The 14,480-nt window shown below is 36.7% G+C and carries 16 protein-coding genes; 14 read left to right on the top strand and 2 right to left on the bottom strand.

All coding sequences use genetic code 11. The features are described from left to right. Positions 1-28 precede the first annotated feature (28 nt). From HT689_RS06620 to HT689_RS06560, 13 genes are all read left to right on the top strand, one after another. Positions 29-790 carry an SDR family NAD(P)-dependent oxidoreductase gene (locus HT689_RS06620; protein WP_173226157.1) on the top strand — a complete coding sequence of 254 codons (762 nt, stop codon included), beginning with the start codon at positions 29-31 and terminating at the stop codon, positions 788-790. A gap of 77 nt (positions 791-867) precedes the next feature. Then, a complete protein-coding gene (locus HT689_RS06615; protein WP_173226159.1) occupies positions 868-1,263 on the top strand; it encodes a single-stranded DNA-binding protein in 396 nt (131 codons plus the stop codon). Between the two features lie 87 nt (positions 1,264-1,350). Next, positions 1,351-2,316: a substrate-binding domain-containing protein gene (locus tag HT689_RS06610; RefSeq protein WP_020903141.1), complete on the top strand. Its 966-nt coding sequence runs from the start codon at positions 1,351-1,353 to the stop codon at positions 2,314-2,316. Beyond that, positions 2,316-3,653, top strand: coding sequence for a sensor histidine kinase (locus tag HT689_RS06605; protein WP_173226160.1), 1,338 nt, complete (start codon positions 2,316-2,318; stop codon positions 3,651-3,653). The genes HT689_RS06610 and HT689_RS06605 overlap by 1 nt, the downstream gene beginning before the upstream one ends. Beyond that, positions 3,628-4,311, top strand: a complete 684-nt coding sequence (locus tag HT689_RS06600; protein ID WP_050243269.1) for a response regulator transcription factor — start codon at positions 3,628-3,630, stop codon at positions 4,309-4,311. The genes HT689_RS06605 and HT689_RS06600 overlap by 26 nt, the downstream gene beginning before the upstream one ends. After that, positions 4,308-5,600, top strand: a complete 1,293-nt coding sequence (locus tag HT689_RS06595) for an extracellular solute-binding protein (protein WP_050243268.1) — start codon at positions 4,308-4,310, stop codon at positions 5,598-5,600. Before HT689_RS06600 ends, HT689_RS06595 begins: the two co-directional genes overlap by 4 nt. 160 nt (positions 5,601-5,760) lie before the next feature. Then, positions 5,761-6,198, top strand: coding sequence for a PTS sugar transporter subunit IIA (locus HT689_RS06590; RefSeq protein WP_050243267.1), 438 nt, complete (start codon positions 5,761-5,763; stop codon positions 6,196-6,198). Positions 6,199-6,224: 26 nt separating this feature from the next. Continuing rightward, on the top strand, positions 6,225-6,719 hold the full coding sequence (locus HT689_RS06585; RefSeq protein WP_020903146.1) for a PTS sugar transporter subunit IIB: 495 nt from the start codon (positions 6,225-6,227) through the stop codon (positions 6,717-6,719). 23 nt (positions 6,720-6,742) lie between these two features. Then, positions 6,743-7,585: a PTS sugar transporter subunit IIC gene (locus tag HT689_RS06580; protein WP_173226174.1), complete on the top strand. Its 843-nt coding sequence runs from the start codon at positions 6,743-6,745 to the stop codon at positions 7,583-7,585. Further along, positions 7,566-8,420 carry a PTS system mannose/fructose/sorbose family transporter subunit IID gene (locus HT689_RS06575; protein ID WP_173226163.1) on the top strand — a complete coding sequence of 285 codons (855 nt, stop codon included), beginning with the start codon at positions 7,566-7,568 and terminating at the stop codon, positions 8,418-8,420. The genes HT689_RS06580 and HT689_RS06575 overlap by 20 nt, the downstream gene beginning before the upstream one ends. A gap of 298 nt (positions 8,421-8,718) precedes the next feature. Further along, positions 8,719-9,003: a co-chaperone GroES gene (gene groES / locus HT689_RS06570; protein ID WP_173226165.1), complete on the top strand. Its 285-nt coding sequence runs from the start codon at positions 8,719-8,721 to the stop codon at positions 9,001-9,003. 15 nt (positions 9,004-9,018) lie between these two features. Continuing rightward, positions 9,019-10,641 (top strand): chaperonin GroEL, encoded by a 1,623-nt coding sequence (gene groL, locus HT689_RS06565; protein WP_049521660.1) that lies wholly within the window; start codon positions 9,019-9,021, stop codon positions 10,639-10,641. Positions 10,642-10,778: 137 nt separating this feature from the next. Continuing rightward, a complete protein-coding gene (locus HT689_RS06560) occupies positions 10,779-11,546 on the top strand; it encodes an epoxyqueuosine reductase QueH (RefSeq protein ID WP_084889586.1) in 768 nt (255 codons plus the stop codon). A gap of 70 nt (positions 11,547-11,616) precedes the next feature. Here HT689_RS06560 and HT689_RS06555 read toward each other — a convergent pair whose 3' ends face one another. Both HT689_RS06555 and recX read right to left on the bottom strand, forming a co-directional pair. Beyond that, positions 11,617-12,150, bottom strand: coding sequence for a DUF402 domain-containing protein (locus HT689_RS06555; protein ID WP_000775321.1), 534 nt, complete (start codon positions 12,148-12,150; stop codon positions 11,617-11,619). 88 nt (positions 12,151-12,238) lie between these two features. Next, positions 12,239-13,015: a recombination regulator RecX gene (gene recX / locus HT689_RS06550; protein ID WP_173226167.1), complete on the bottom strand. Its 777-nt coding sequence runs from the start codon at positions 13,013-13,015 to the stop codon at positions 12,239-12,241. A 37-nt stretch (positions 13,016-13,052) separates the two neighbouring features. On the opposite strand from recX, the gene rlmD reads away from it, so the two are divergent. Next, on the top strand, positions 13,053-14,408 hold the full coding sequence (gene rlmD / locus HT689_RS06545) for a 23S rRNA (uracil(1939)-C(5))-methyltransferase RlmD (protein WP_173226169.1): 1,356 nt from the start codon (positions 13,053-13,055) through the stop codon (positions 14,406-14,408). Positions 14,409-14,480: the final 72 nt, after the last annotated feature.

Raw genomic sequence — 14,480 nt, 5'->3', positions numbered from 1 at the left:
TCTGATAGACCAGCTAGAAGGAAATGAGATGGCAAAAAATGTTGTGATTACAGGAGCGACATCAGGAATTGGTGAAGCGATTGCGCGTGCTTATTTGGAGCAGGGTGAGAATGTCGTTCTAACAGGTCGACGGACAGACAGATTGAAAGCCCTCAAGTCGGAGTTTGCAGTAAGCTTTCCAAATCAAACCGTCTGGACTTTTCCCCTAGATGTCATGGATATGGCCATGGTAAAGACTGTCTGCTCTGATATTCTAGAAACGATAGGTCAGATTGATATTCTGGTCAACAATGCCGGACTGGCTCTAGGTTTAGCACCTTATCAGGATTATGAAGAGTTGGATATGTTGACCATGCTGGATACCAATGTCAAAGGTTTGATGGCAGTCACTCGCTCTTTCTTGCCAGCAATGGTAAAAGCCAATCAAGGACATATCATCAATATGGGCTCAACCGCAGGAATTTATGCCTATGCAGGTGCAGCAGTTTATTCGGCCACCAAGGCAGCAGTTAAGACCTTTTCAGATGGTCTGCGAATTGATACCATCGCAACGGATATCAAGGTGACAACCATTCAGCCTGGAATTGTCGAAACAGATTTTTCTACAGTGCGTTTTCATGGTGATAAAGAACGAGCTGCGACGGTCTACAAAGGAATAGAAGCCTTGCAAGCTCAGGATATCGCAGGCACAGTAGTCTATGTGACCAGTCAACCTCGTCGTGTGCAGATTACAGATATGACCATTATGGCAAATCAACAGGCGACAGGTTTCATGGTTCATAAAAAATAAAAAATTTTCTCGAAAAGTTACAAATTTCTGTAACTTTTTTTGATTTCCTACGAATAGATAAGTAGGAGGAAGAAAATATGTATAATAAAGTTATCTTAATCGGACGCTTGACGTCTACACCTGAATTGCACAAAACCAACAATGACAAGTCAGTAGCGCGAGCAACTATCGCTGTGAACCGTCGTTACAAAGACCAAAACGGTGAACGTGAAGCTGATTTTGTCAATATGATCCTATGGGGTAGACTAGCAGAAACATTGGCCAGCTATGCAACTAAAGGCAGTCTCATTTCCGTTGATGGAGAATTACGTACCCGTCGTTTTGAGAAAAATGGCCAGATGAACTACGTGACCGAAGTACTTGTTACTGGATTCCAACTCTTGGAAAGTCGTGCCCAACGTGCCATGCGAGAAAATAACGCAGGGCAGGATTTGGCAGACTTGGTTTTGGAAGAGGAAGAATTGCCATTTTAAACATTGAAAAGTCTGAGTTGCTTTCAGGCTTTTTTATAATGTCTAAATGTGTTACAATGAACTAGTTGAAACTTTTTGGAGGTTGGAATGAGTAGAGAATATACAAGAACAATCGTCAAAATTATATTTTGTACAGTAGTCGTATTTGTTTTTGCGATTTATACTCATGTGAGTCAGACAGATCCTATTCCGGGACAAATAAAAGTTGGAGCGACTTATATGACGATGAATAGTGAATTTTATAGACATTTACATAATGAGATTCAACGCTATTCTGATTCAGAAGGTCAGATATTGTATACTCGGGACGCAGAGATGAGTGAAGAAAAACAGAGTAAACAAATTGATGAGTTTATAGAGAAGCGAGTGAATGTTATTGTTATTAATCCGGTTAAGAGTGATAGCGAGCAAATTGTAGAAGCGTTAAGTAGGGCAAAGAATTTTGGAATTAGAGTTATAGCAGTAGATAGTCAGTTGAATAATATAAAAGTTGATACGAGTATAGTTTCTGATAATTACCATGCTGGGATATTAATTGCCAAGGATTTGATGAAACGTACCTCAAATGCTCATATTCTTTTGTTAACGCACAAAGATGCTTTATCAGCTAATCAGAGAATAACTGGTTTTTTGGATACAATAAAATCAGAAGAACATTATCAAATTATCTCAGAAAGAGAAACGGTTGGTCAAACAGAGTATGCTATGACTACTGTAGGTGATGCCTTATCTGAAGGTTTACAATTTGATGCTATAGTGGCTTTAAATGATAGAGCAGCTATAGGAGCTTTAGCAGCAATTAAAGAATTGAAAGTAACTTCAAAAAAACTTATTTACGGAATAGATGGTTCACCAGATATGAAGCATTTATTAGCTACAACAGATGAAGTTACGGGAACGGTTGCTCAATTTCCATCTCATATGGGTAGAAAAGTATCGGAAACAATAGATTTATTAGTAAAAAAAGAAGAAGTTGAAGAATTATATACTATACCTGTACAATTTGTTGATAAAAATAATATAATTCAGTTTGATATTAATGGGTGGCAGTAATGAAACAGGTAAAAGGTGTCCAGTATTCTATAATTTCGCTTTTATTAATTAATTTTCTAACCATTATATACAATGGAGCTTTGTATATACAGATTACAAACTATGTAATTTCAAAGGGGCAGATGACACTCTTATTGGGTGATTTAAATAACATTTCAAAATCACCTGACCAGATTTTTTGGTACTCAATTATTTTTTTTGTCGGTATTATTTTTATATCTACCTATAAAATGTACTCAACTGAGAAAAAATGGCCAATTTTTTCAAAATGGAATTTGTTTGAAATAGTATTAATGATTGGTGTTATATGGTCACAAAATCTGTCATACAATGGAATAATATTATTAGTTTTTGCTGATATATTCTATAGTTCAAGAGAGTTTCAAGACTCTGATAGTAAACGTTCTTGGATTATTTTTATTTTCTTGAGTTTTTTAATGTTACTTTTAACAGACTATGAAATCTTGTCTCTATTTATAAAAGTTCCATCTCTAGCTACCTATATCCAATTTTATCCATCTTCCATACGAGGTATAGTGTTATTTTTAGAAAATGCATTGACATCATTAAATGTTATTATTTTCATCATCTCTTTATTGTCTTATATCCTATACGTGATTAAAGAACATCATAATATTGAAGAAGAGCTTAAAATGTTATCTAGAGTCAACATTGAATTGAATCATTACATATCGTTATCAGAGAAAATCGCTGAAGATCGAGAAAGGAAAAGAATTGCTCGAGAAATTCATGATACTCTAGGGCATGCATTGACAGGAATTTCAGCAGGGATTGATGCTGTTTCTGTACTAATTGATGTTCATCCTATCCGTGCTAAAGAACAGTTGAAAAATGTTTCAAATGCAGTTAGAGAGGGGATAAAAGATGTTAGGGGATCATTACAGAGACTGAGACCAGGAGCTTTGCAAAATAATGGTTTAAAAGATGCTCTAATATTAATGATTAGTGAGTATGAGTCTCTATCAAAACTCTCTGTCGATCTAAAATATGAATGGGGGAATATTGATTTAGATGTTATGCAGGAAGATACTATTTTTAGGATTATACAAGAATCTATGACAAATTCTGTTCGTCACGGACATGCTAGTAAAATGAGCATTCGCTTTATGAGTGAGGATAACAACATAATAGTTTTGCACGATAATGGAATAGGTTTTGACGACTTACAAATTGGGTATGGCTTGAAACAAATGAGAGAGCGAGTTTCTATTTTAGGTGGTTCTATTCATTTTGAAAATAGGGAAGGATTTTACACTAAAATAGTTTTTCCAAAAATAGGAGGTGAAGTATATGATAAAGGTAATGATTGCAGATGATCAGGCGTTAATTAGAGAGTCTTTGCAGATCATTTTATCAGTATATGCTGATATTGATGTTGTATCCGTCGTTGGTGACGGTATCGAAGCTATGGATAACATTATGACTGTAAAACCGGATATAATTTTAATGGACATTAGAATGCCCAGAATGGACGGAGTATTGACTACAAAAGAAATCAAAAAACGTTTTCCAAATATAAAAATTATAATCTTAACAACATTTGATGACGACGAATTCATTTTTAGTGCTTTAAAATATGGTGCATCTGGCTATTTATTAAAAGGAGTTTCAACCGACGAGTTATATCAAGCCATTCAGACAGTGTATAAAGGTGGAGCTATGATTAATCCTAATATAGCTAGTAAGGTATTTCAATTGTTCTCGCAGATGGCACAGACCAATTTTTCTATTACTGTGAAGGAAGAGAATATTGAAAATATATCACTGACAGAATGGAAAATTATTCAGCAAGTGGCATTTGGAGAATCAAATAAGGAAATTGCCAGTAATCTTTTTTTATCCGAGGGAACAGTGCGCAATTACCTTTCTATCATTCTTTCAAAACTAAATTTGAGAGATAGGACACAGTTAGCCATATGGGCTGTACAAACAGGTGTGACACAAAAGAATTTTTCGAAGGAAATGGATAAATGAAAGTAAAGCAATTGTTTCTAGCGATACTGTTTGTGCTAAGTTGCTTGAGTTTATTTCTTATTTGGGAAAACAAGCAGATAAAGATTATTAGACTGGGTTTTTATTCTGATTCTAGTTGGGGAATTCCTACAGGGAATAACAGCTATGTACTAGATGAGGCTATTAAGAAATTTGAAGAGCTTCATCCAGGGGTTAAAATTGTATATGATTCAGGTATTCCTAAGGAGGAGTATTCTAATTGGATTTCAAGTCAAATTTTAAAAGGTTCTGAACCGGATGTATTTCTATTATCAAGCGACCAATTATCTTTATTTGCATCAAAAGGTATTTTAAAAAACCTAAATTCCTATCTGTCTCAAGAAGATGCCTCTAATTTCTATGATGTATCTTTGCAGGCAGCAAAATACGGAGATGATTTATACGGTTTTCCATATGAAAGCAATCCCATGTTGATGTGTGTAAATCAAGATTTACTTTTAAGAGAGGGCATTGAAATTCCTAAAGTAGGGTGGACACTGAAAGATCTATATGAGATTAGTAAAAAAATTACAAAAGATACCGATGGAGATGGAATCGTTGATCAATTTGGGATAACAGGATATAGTTGGAAAGAATCTCTAGCAGCCTTTGGTGTTACTATTTCTGAGAGTGGGATTCCTCGTATAGATTCGTCAGAAATGAAGGATGCTTTATCCTATATAAGGGGATTGAATCAATTAAACGGACGCTACAAAGTAACCTATAAAGATTTTGATGAAGGACATGTGGCCTTTTATCCAATGAGTTTGGCACAATATCGTACATATAAACCTTTTCCTTATCATGTGGCCAAATATACAAATTTTAACTGGACATGTATTTCGTTGCCAACGACTAAGGAAGACATTCGTTCGACTGTAACAGATACTTCCTTATACGTGGTTTCTTCGCGTTCTCGCAATTCAAACCTTGCCGTATCGTTTATAGAATTTTTAACAATTAATCGTGAAATTCAACAAAATTTATTTAATAAGGGTCAAGGAAGCTCAGTATTACCAGAGGTAGTAACTAGTTTGAAGAGTGAAGAGTTGATGAAGAAAGGAATGATTGGTCAAAATGCCTTAACGACTACTTCATTGGATTATATAATGAAAAATTCAATTACAACTATTTTAAAAGGAATAGATTCAAAATCATTGGTTGGAATAGAAGAAAGATTAGAAGCATTATCTATGGATGAAAATAACACGGATATTGAAGGTAGTCTTATTAAGTTACAAAAAGAACTAGATATAGGAACCCTTAAATAGATGTCGAGATTATTTTTTCTTAAATAATATGAACATGGCAGATGTCTTTATTGACATTTGTCATTTTTTTATTGACATTTATCAATAAACTTTTGTGACATTTAACAATTATAAAGTGAAGATAAGGATGATAGAATGAAATCAATAAAAGGAGGGGAATATGAAGTATTTGATATTAGTCAGTCATGGAGGACTCGCAGAGGGATTGAAATCATCTCTTTCTATGTTTGCTTCGGATAAGGTAGATGATGTCATAGCAATTGGCTTAAAAGATGGGGAAAGTCTTGCAGATTTTTCTGTAGAGGTCAAGAATGTTATTGCGTCTCTGGATGAAAATGATTCTGTTCTTGTTTTAGCAGACATTGTTGGGGGAAGTCCTTTAACAACTGTTGCAACAGTATTAGAAGAATTTGGAAAATTAGAGAATGCAACTATTTTGGGAGGCATGAACTTAACAATGGCACTTACAGCAGTGGTGATGAAAGACATTCTGACTGGAAGTGAACTTGTTTCTACGATATTAAACGAATCATCCTCAGCTCTACAGGAATTTGAAGTCGGATCGGATGATAATCTTAATGAAGAAGACGATATTTAGTTATATAAGGAAAGGGATAAAAAATTATGGTAGTAACATTTGTACGAATTGACGATAGAATGATTCATGGACAAACAGTCACTAGATGGGCAAAAGAACATCCATGTGATGGATTAATTGCAGTAAATGATGCTGCTGCATCCAATAAGGTTTTAATTCAGGCCTATAAAGGTGCGTCAGATAAAAAAACATTTGTTTGGACAAAGGAAGCATTTAAAGAAAAATCATCTAAAGTAACAGAATCGGATAGTAGATATTTTTTGATTACTAAGAATCCAATTGATATGAAAGAAATTTTAGTAGACCAGGGCTTTATTCCAGGAGATGTTAAAGAGATTATTGTAGGACCTGCTAACGATAGACCAGGTGCTATCAAGTTGGGAAATAATCAATCAATTACTCAAGAGGAAGCAGTTGCACTAGAAGCAATTGAAAAAGCAGGATATAAAGTTAGATTCCAATTATTACCAGATGTATCTATTGGCTATTGGAGTGATTTTAAATCAAAATTTGGATTTTAATAATGAAATAAGGAGACAAAATGATGGAAATTTCTTGGATTCAAGCAGCTCTTTTAGGATTGTTTGCAAGTTTAGCATCGATGCCAGGTATGGGGGGATCCAGTATTGGTAACTATACTTTGGGGCGTCCATTAGTTGGTGGTTTAATTGTAGGTTTAATATTAGGAGATATAACAACAGGGGTAATCGTTGGTGTGGCTTTGCAGGTATTATATATTGCCTTAGTGACACCTGGTGGAACTGTATCTGCCGATGTACGGGCAATTTCTTATATCGGAATTCCGTTATCTATCCTATTTGTTCATGCAAATAATATTTCAGGTGAAGTAGCGATTGCAGCAGCAGCAGCGCCAATTGGAGCCGCGGTTGGAACAATTGGAACTGTTTTATTCTATGGTACAGCTACTATGAATTTGTTTTGGCAACACATTGGATGGAGAGCTGTAGAGAAAGGTGATTTTAAGAAGTTATATGCTGTTGATTGGGTATATCCTTGGATTTCACATTTTATCTTTTCTTTCTTACCAACAATGATTATTACAAAATTTGGACCAGATATGGTTGATCTTATGAAAGTATATCTTCCGATGGATGGTTTTGTAATGAAGTCTCTATTTACTGTAGGAGCACTCCTTCCATGTGTGGGTATTGCAATACTTTTGAAACAAATTGTTACAAAAACAACAGACTTTATTCCTTTCTTTGTCGGGTTCACGTTAGCAAAATCTTTAGGCTTGAACTTAGTAGCAAGTGGTGTTGTGTCATTAATTTTTGCAGTAATTTATTATGAATTAGAAGTTATTAAATCTGCCCGTACGACAGCAGTTGTCAGTGATATGGGATTTGATGAAGAGGAGGATATTTAGAATGAGTCGAAAAAAAATATCAAGAAAAACATTGACAAAATCATTTCACCACTGGTTCTATGGACATCTGACATGTTTTTCTCAAGAACATATGCAAACTTTTGGATATTTAACTTCTATGCTTCCAATTGTAGAAGAAATGTATGATACTAAGGAAGAGCAAAAAGAAGCTATGCAAACATACACAGCATTCTTTAATACTGAGCCGCAGTTGGGTTCTCTAGTAGTTGGGATAACAGCTGGTTTGGAAGAAGCGCGTGCAAATGGAGATGCCGTAGATAGTGAAACCATTAATGGAATGCGAGCTGGTCTAATGGGGCCTATTGCAGGTATTGGAGATTCACTTATTGTAGGAACATTAATTCCTGTTCTTTTGGGGATAGCACTAGGTCTTTCTAAAGGAGGAAATATTTCTGGTGCAATATTCTATATTATTGCATGGAATCTATTAGTCTATCTTGGAATGCGTTTTGCTTATTTTAAAGGATATGAACTTGGAGATAAAGCAGTAGAATTTTTAGTAGGTCCTAAAGGTCAGGCGCTAAGAAAATCAATTAGTGTTGTTGGTGGTATGGTCATAGGAGCTGTTGCAGCAACTTGGGTATCTGTCACTACGGCGCTAGAGCTGAAAAATGGAGATGGAGAAACATTTTTAAACTTACAAGAAAAGATTGATGGTGTTTATCCAGGTCTTTTGACAGCAGGTTTTATTGTTCTATGTTGGTGGCTGATGGCTAAAAAGAAAGTTTCTCCAAATTGGGTGATGCTATTACTGGTAGTTATTGCACTTGCAGGAGTAGCCTTAGGATTTTTCAATCCAGGATTGAAATATTAATAGTATGTAAAAAAGCAACGGTTTATAATCGTTGTTTTTTATATATGCGTAATATAAGGATTTAGAGTTTCGGTATTTTTTATAAAAGAATTAATGAAAATGCTAATTCCATAAATCATGTTGGTTAAAATTCTACATTATTAAAGTGCAAAATTAGGATAAAGAATTTATCTATTCATCCTCAGAAAGTCAGACTTTTTTCTTGACTATTTCTGACCAAGTGATACAATAGAACTATGAATTAGCACTCAGATATAAAGAGTGCTAATAATATGTAGTTCATCATGGAGGAAAACAGATGTTGAAACCATTAGGAGACCGTGTGGTCTTGAAAATCGAAGAAAAAGAACAAACTGTTGGAGGTTTTGTCCTCGCAGGCTCAGCCCAAGAAAAAACCAAAACAGCTCAAGTTGTAGCTACTGGACAAGGTGTTCGTACCTTGAACGGTGACTTGGTGGCTCCAAGTGTTAATCCTGGAGACCGTGTCTTAGTTGAAGCTCACGCAGGTCTCGATGTCAAAGACGGCGATGAAAAGTACATCATCGTAGGCGAAGCTAACATCTTGGCAATCATTGAAGAATAGAAGGAGAAAGTAAGTATGTCAAAAGAAATTAAATTTTCATCTGACGCTCGTTCAGCTATGGTCCGTGGTGTCGATATCCTTGCAGACACTGTTAAAGTAACCTTGGGACCAAAAGGTCGTAATGTCGTTCTTGAAAAATCATTCGGTTCACCTTTGATTACCAATGACGGTGTGACCATTGCCAAAGAAATCGAATTAGAAGACCATTTTGAAAATATGGGTGCCAAATTGGTATCAGAAGTAGCTTCAAAAACCAATGATATCGCAGGTGACGGAACGACAACTGCAACAGTCTTGACCCAAGCAATTGTCCGCGAAGGAATCAAAAACGTCACAGCAGGTGCCAATCCAATCGGAATTCGTCGTGGGATTGAAACAGCAGTTGCCGCAGCAGTAGAAGCCTTGAAAAACAACGCCATCCCAGTTGCCAATAAAGAAGCTATTGCTCAGGTTGCAGCCGTATCTTCTCGTTCTGAAAAAGTAGGCGAGTACATTTCTGAAGCCATGGAAAAAGTTGGTAAAGACGGTGTCATCACCATCGAAGAGTCACGTGGTATGGAAACAGAACTTGAAGTTGTAGAAGGTATGCAGTTTGACCGTGGTTATCTTTCACAGTACATGGTGACAGATAGCGAAAAAATGGTTGCTGACCTTGAAAATCCGTACATTTTGATTACCGATAAGAAGATTTCAAATATCCAAGAAATCTTGCCCCTCCTAGAAAGCATTCTCCAAAGCAATCGTCCACTCTTGATTATTGCGGATGATGTTGATGGCGAAGCTCTTCCAACTCTTGTTTTGAACAAGATTCGTGGAACCTTCAACGTAGTAGCTGTCAAGGCACCTGGCTTCGGTGACCGTCGCAAAGCCATGCTTGAAGATATAGCCATCTTAACAGGCGGAACAGTTATCACAGAAGACCTTGGTCTTGAGTTGAAAGATGCTACAATTGAAGCTCTTGGTCAAGCAGCGAGAGTAACTGTGGACAAAGATAGCACTGTTATCGTAGAAGGTGCTGGAAATCCTGAAGCTATTTCCCACCGTGTTGCAGTTATCAAGTCTCAAATCGAAACCACAACTTCTGAATTTGACCGTGAAAAATTGCAAGAACGCTTGGCGAAATTGTCAGGTGGTGTAGCGGTCATCAAGGTCGGAGCTGCAACTGAAACTGAGTTGAAAGAAATGAAACTCCGCATTGAAGATGCCCTCAACGCTACTCGTGCAGCCGTTGAAGAAGGAATCGTTGCTGGTGGTGGAACTGCTCTTGTAAATGTCATTCCAGCTGTTGCTGCCTTGGAATTGACAGGAGACGAAGCAACGGGCCGCAATATTGTTCTCCGTGCTTTGGAAGAACCTGTTCGTCAGATCGCACACAATGCAGGATTTGAAGGATCTATTGTTATCGATCGCTTGAAAAATGCTGAAGTTGGAACAGGCTTCAACGCAGCAACTGGCGAATGGGTCAACATGATTGATCAAGGGATTATCGACCCAGTTAAAGTGAGTCGTTCAGCTCTACAAAATGCAGCATCTGTAGCCAGCTTGATTTTGACAACAGAAGCAGTCGTAGCCAATAAACCAGAACCAGTAGCTCCGGCTCCGGCAATGGATCCAAGCATGATGGGCGGCATGATGTAAGCTTTCTATAGAAAACAACTTATAAAAAACACAAAAGGAGGGAATTACTAACCCTCCTTTTTATGCTATTCACTTCTAAATAGATTTGAGCTCTCCTAACTTATATGATAAAATAAGACTAGAAAAAGGAGAAGAACATGATTGATGTAGAAGAAATTCTGAGCAAGATGAACCCCAATCAGAAGATTAATTATGACCGTGTCATGCAGAAGATGGTACAAGTATGGGAGAAAAATGAGCAACGTCCAACTATTCTCATGCATGTTTGCTGTGCCCCTTGCAGTACCTATACTCTAGAATATTTGACTAAGTATGCAGACGTGACCATTTATTTTGCCAATTCTAATATCCATCCCAAGCCAGAATACCACAAGCGGGCTTACGTCACTCAAAAATTTGTCAGTGATTTCAATGAGCGAACTGGCAATAACGTTCAATACCTAGAAGCTCCTTATGAACCTAACGAATATCGTAAACTGGTTCGAGGTTTGGAAGAAGAGCCTGAAGGTGGTGACCGTTGTAAGGTTTGCTTTGACTACCGCCTGGATAAAACAGCGCAAGTGGCTATGGATTTAGGTTTTGACTATTTTGGCTCAGCCTTGACCATCAGTCCTCATAAGAATTCTCAAACCATTAACAGCATCGGAATCGATGTGCAAAAAATTTATACCACTCACTATCTTCCAAGTGATTTCAAGAAAAATCAAGGCTACAAACGTTCGGTAGAGATGTGTGAAGAGTATGACATCTACCGTCAATGTTATTGTGGATGCGTCTATGCAGCCCAGGCTCAAAATATTGATTTGGTTCAGGTTAAGAAGGACGCCACGGCTTTCTTACTGGATAAGGATGTTGAAAAAGACTATTCCCATATCAAATTTACTGTTACGAAATTAGATATATAAGGATAAGCCCAGCTGCAAAGCTGGGTTTTTAAAATAAAAAAACCGGGGTCTTAACCCCAGTTTGACAACTTTACCGATTCTTTAGTTCTACATAGCGCTTGTACCAAATGTTTACATAGGCTTCTGAGAAAGGACCACGTCCATTATTAATCCAATCAACAAGAATTTTGACATGTTCTTTTAAAATATAGTCCAAGTCATCAGAATAATTCATTTTGCGTTTGTGACGCTCGTACTCTTCAACGTCCAAGAGACGTTTTTCCCCATCTGTAAAAATTTTAACATCCAAATCGTAATCAATATACTTCAGTGCTTCTTCATCCAGATAGTAGGGGCTAGCCATATTGCAATAGTAAGAAGTTCCATTATCACGAATCATGGCAATGATATTAAACCAATATTTCTTGTGAAAGTAAACAATAGCCGGTTCTCGAGTGACCCAACGACGACCATCACTTTCGGTAACAAGTGTATGATCGTTGACACCAATAATGGCGTTTTCTGTTGTTTTTAGTACCATGGTGTCCCGCCAAGTTCGGTGGAGACTCCCATCATGCTTATAACTTTGAATTGTAATAAAGTCGCCTTCTTTTGGAAGCTTCATAACTAACCAACTTTCTACAATTTATAAGTTTATCATTTATTATTATACCATAAAATTACCTAAAATCTGTGAATTTCATTTGGAAATATTAAAGATATTCTCTGAGAGCGCTTGCTATATCCGAAAAATCGTAGCCCTTTCGTGCTAAAACTTGAGTTAAACGCTGCTTCAGTTCGTATCCTTCATACTTTCGAGCATACTTAGTATATTGCTTATCAAGCTCTTTGAAGATGAGTTCCTGAGTCGTTTCTTGGTCAACTTGACTATCCAACTGGTCAAAGGCACTTTTAGCATCAGAATAGGAAAAGCCCTTGTTAGTCAAGTTTTGGATTATCTTATCTTGCAAGGCACGAGCTGGAAGTTTTCCCTCATATTTTTTCAATAGTTTATTAGCTACACGTTGAGCAACTTCAGAAAAATCAAATTCTTTCAAGTTCTCTTCTATAGTAGATTTTGAAATTCCCTTTTGTGCTAGTTTCTGAGTCAGTACATAAGGCCCCTTGTCTCCTGAAAGTTGATTGGCATTGATGCTAGCATAAGCGTATTGGCTATCATTGATCCACTTATCTTCTTTAAGATTAGCAATGACTTGAGAAACTATGTTTTCATCAATATCGTATTTTTTTAGATATTCTCTGACCTCTTTTTCAGTGCGTGCTTTAAAGGATAAATGGTAGAGGGCCAGATTCTTACCATAAGAAAATTGAGCAAAGTCCTGAATCTCTTTTAATTCCTCTTCGCTTATCACCTTATCTCTTGATAACATAAAACGAACAATTGTATCTTCGGTGATGTAGCATTTATCGCCATTATCAAGCTCCATCAGATAGAGTCTTTTTTTCTTTTCAAGTTTTGTGATTTTCATAGTTCTATTATAACTCAAAATGTGATAAGATAGGGGTATGAATCTGAAAGTGAAACAAAAAATACCATTAAAAATCAAGCGCATGGGAATTAATGGTGAGGGAATCGGCTTTTATCAAAAAACATTAGTCTTTGTACCTGGAGCTCTCAAAGGTGAAGATATCTATTGTCAGATTATTTCTATTAAACGTAACTTTGTAGAGGCAAAATTACTGAAGGTCAACAAGAAGTCTAAATTCCGAGTTGTGCCAGCTTGTACTATTTATAATGAATGCGGAGGCTGCCAAATCATGCACCTGCATTATGATAAGCAGCTGGAGTTCAAGACGGACTTACTTCATCAAGCGCTGAAAAAATTTGCTCCTGCAGGATATGAAAACTATGAAATTCGTCCAACTATTGGAATGCAGGAACCAAAGTACTACCGTGCTAAGTTACAATTTCAGACTCGAAAATTTAAGAATCAGGTCAAGGCGGGCTTATATGCACAAAATTCTCACTATTTAGTAGAGTTGAAAGACTGCCTGGTACAAGACAAGGAAACCCAAGTGATTGCTAATCGTCTAGCGGAATTACTTACTTTTCACCAAATTCCAATCACGGATGAGAGAAAAGTTCTAGGTGTCCGTACTATTATGGTCAGACGAGCAAGAAAGACTGGACAGGTTCAGATTATTATTGTGACAAATCGTCAGCTTAATTTAACCCAACTAGTAAATGATTTAATTAAAGATTTTCCAGAGGTTGTGACAGTAGCTGTTAATACAAATACAGCTAAAACCAGTGAGATTTATGGTGAAAAGACAGAGATTATCTGGGGAGAAGAGAGTATTCAAGAAGGTGCACTCGATTATGAATTTTCACTATCCCCTCGAGCATTCTATCAACTAAATCCTGAACAAACAGAAGTCCTTTATAACGAGGCGACAAAAGCCTTGGATGTAAATAAAGAAGACCATTTGATTGATGCTTATTGTGGAGTTGGAACGATTGGATTTGCCTTTGCAAAGAAAGTTAAAACACTAAGAGGTATGGATATTATTCCAGAAGCCATTGAAGATGCCAAGCGAAATGCTAAAAGAATGGGATTTGACAATACTCATTATGAAGCTGGAACGGCAGAAGAGATTATTCCTCGTTGGTACAAGGAAGGCTACCGAGCAGATGCTCTGATTGTGGACCCACCACGTACAGGTCTGGATGATAAGTTATTAGATACTATTCTTACTTATGTACCAGAAAAAATGGTTTATATTTCTTGTAATGTTTCGACCTTGGCTCGTGATTTGGTACGCTTAGTAGAAGTCTATGATCTTCATTATATCCAGTCGGTCGATATGTTCCCACATACAGCTAGAACGGAAGCTGTTGTAAAATTAATAAAAAAAGTTTAAAAAAGGTGTTGACAAGTCTGAAAAAGTCGGTATAATAGTAAGAGTTGAAAACAACAACTCTGGTCCGTTGGT

The sequence above is a fragment of the Streptococcus sp. 2342 genome (assembly GCF_013276795.1).
GTDB lineage: Bacteria > Bacillota > Bacilli > Lactobacillales > Streptococcaceae > Streptococcus.
Note: the sequence above shows the minus strand (reverse complement) of the source record. Positions and strands in the feature narration are given on the sequence as shown.

Bases quoted from the DNA above. Each gene is read 5' to 3' on its own strand.
- groL (WP_049521660.1), top strand. From the start codon at position 9,019: ATGTCAAAAGAAATTAAATTTTCATCTGACGCTCGTTCAGCTATGGTC.
- HT689_RS06575 (WP_173226163.1), top strand. From the start codon at position 7,566: ATGAAGAGGAGGATATTTAGAATGAGTCGAAAAAAAATATCAAGAAAA.
- HT689_RS06585 (WP_020903146.1), top strand. From the start codon at position 6,225: ATGGTAGTAACATTTGTACGAATTGACGATAGAATGATTCATGGACAA.
- HT689_RS06605 (WP_173226160.1), top strand. From the start codon at position 2,316: ATGAAACAGGTAAAAGGTGTCCAGTATTCTATAATTTCGCTTTTATTA.
- groES (WP_173226165.1), top strand. From the start codon at position 8,719: ATGTTGAAACCATTAGGAGACCGTGTGGTCTTGAAAATCGAAGAAAAA.
- HT689_RS06610 (WP_020903141.1), top strand. From the start codon at position 1,351: ATGAGTAGAGAATATACAAGAACAATCGTCAAAATTATATTTTGTACA.
- recX (WP_173226167.1), bottom strand. From the start codon at position 13,015: ATGAAAATCACAAAACTTGAAAAGAAAAAAAGACTCTATCTGATGGAG.
- rlmD (WP_173226169.1), top strand. From the start codon at position 13,053: ATGAATCTGAAAGTGAAACAAAAAATACCATTAAAAATCAAGCGCATG.
- HT689_RS06600 (WP_050243269.1), top strand. From the start codon at position 3,628: ATGATAAAGGTAATGATTGCAGATGATCAGGCGTTAATTAGAGAGTCT.
- HT689_RS06590 (WP_050243267.1), top strand. From the start codon at position 5,761: ATGAAGTATTTGATATTAGTCAGTCATGGAGGACTCGCAGAGGGATTG.
- HT689_RS06560 (WP_084889586.1), top strand. From the start codon at position 10,779: ATGATTGATGTAGAAGAAATTCTGAGCAAGATGAACCCCAATCAGAAG.
- HT689_RS06595 (WP_050243268.1), top strand. From the start codon at position 4,308: ATGAAAGTAAAGCAATTGTTTCTAGCGATACTGTTTGTGCTAAGTTGC.
- HT689_RS06615 (WP_173226159.1), top strand. From the start codon at position 868: ATGTATAATAAAGTTATCTTAATCGGACGCTTGACGTCTACACCTGAA.
- HT689_RS06620 (WP_173226157.1), top strand. From the start codon at position 29: ATGGCAAAAAATGTTGTGATTACAGGAGCGACATCAGGAATTGGTGAA.
- HT689_RS06580 (WP_173226174.1), top strand. From the start codon at position 6,743: ATGGAAATTTCTTGGATTCAAGCAGCTCTTTTAGGATTGTTTGCAAGT.
- HT689_RS06555 (WP_000775321.1), bottom strand. From the start codon at position 12,150: ATGAAGCTTCCAAAAGAAGGCGACTTTATTACAATTCAAAGTTATAAG.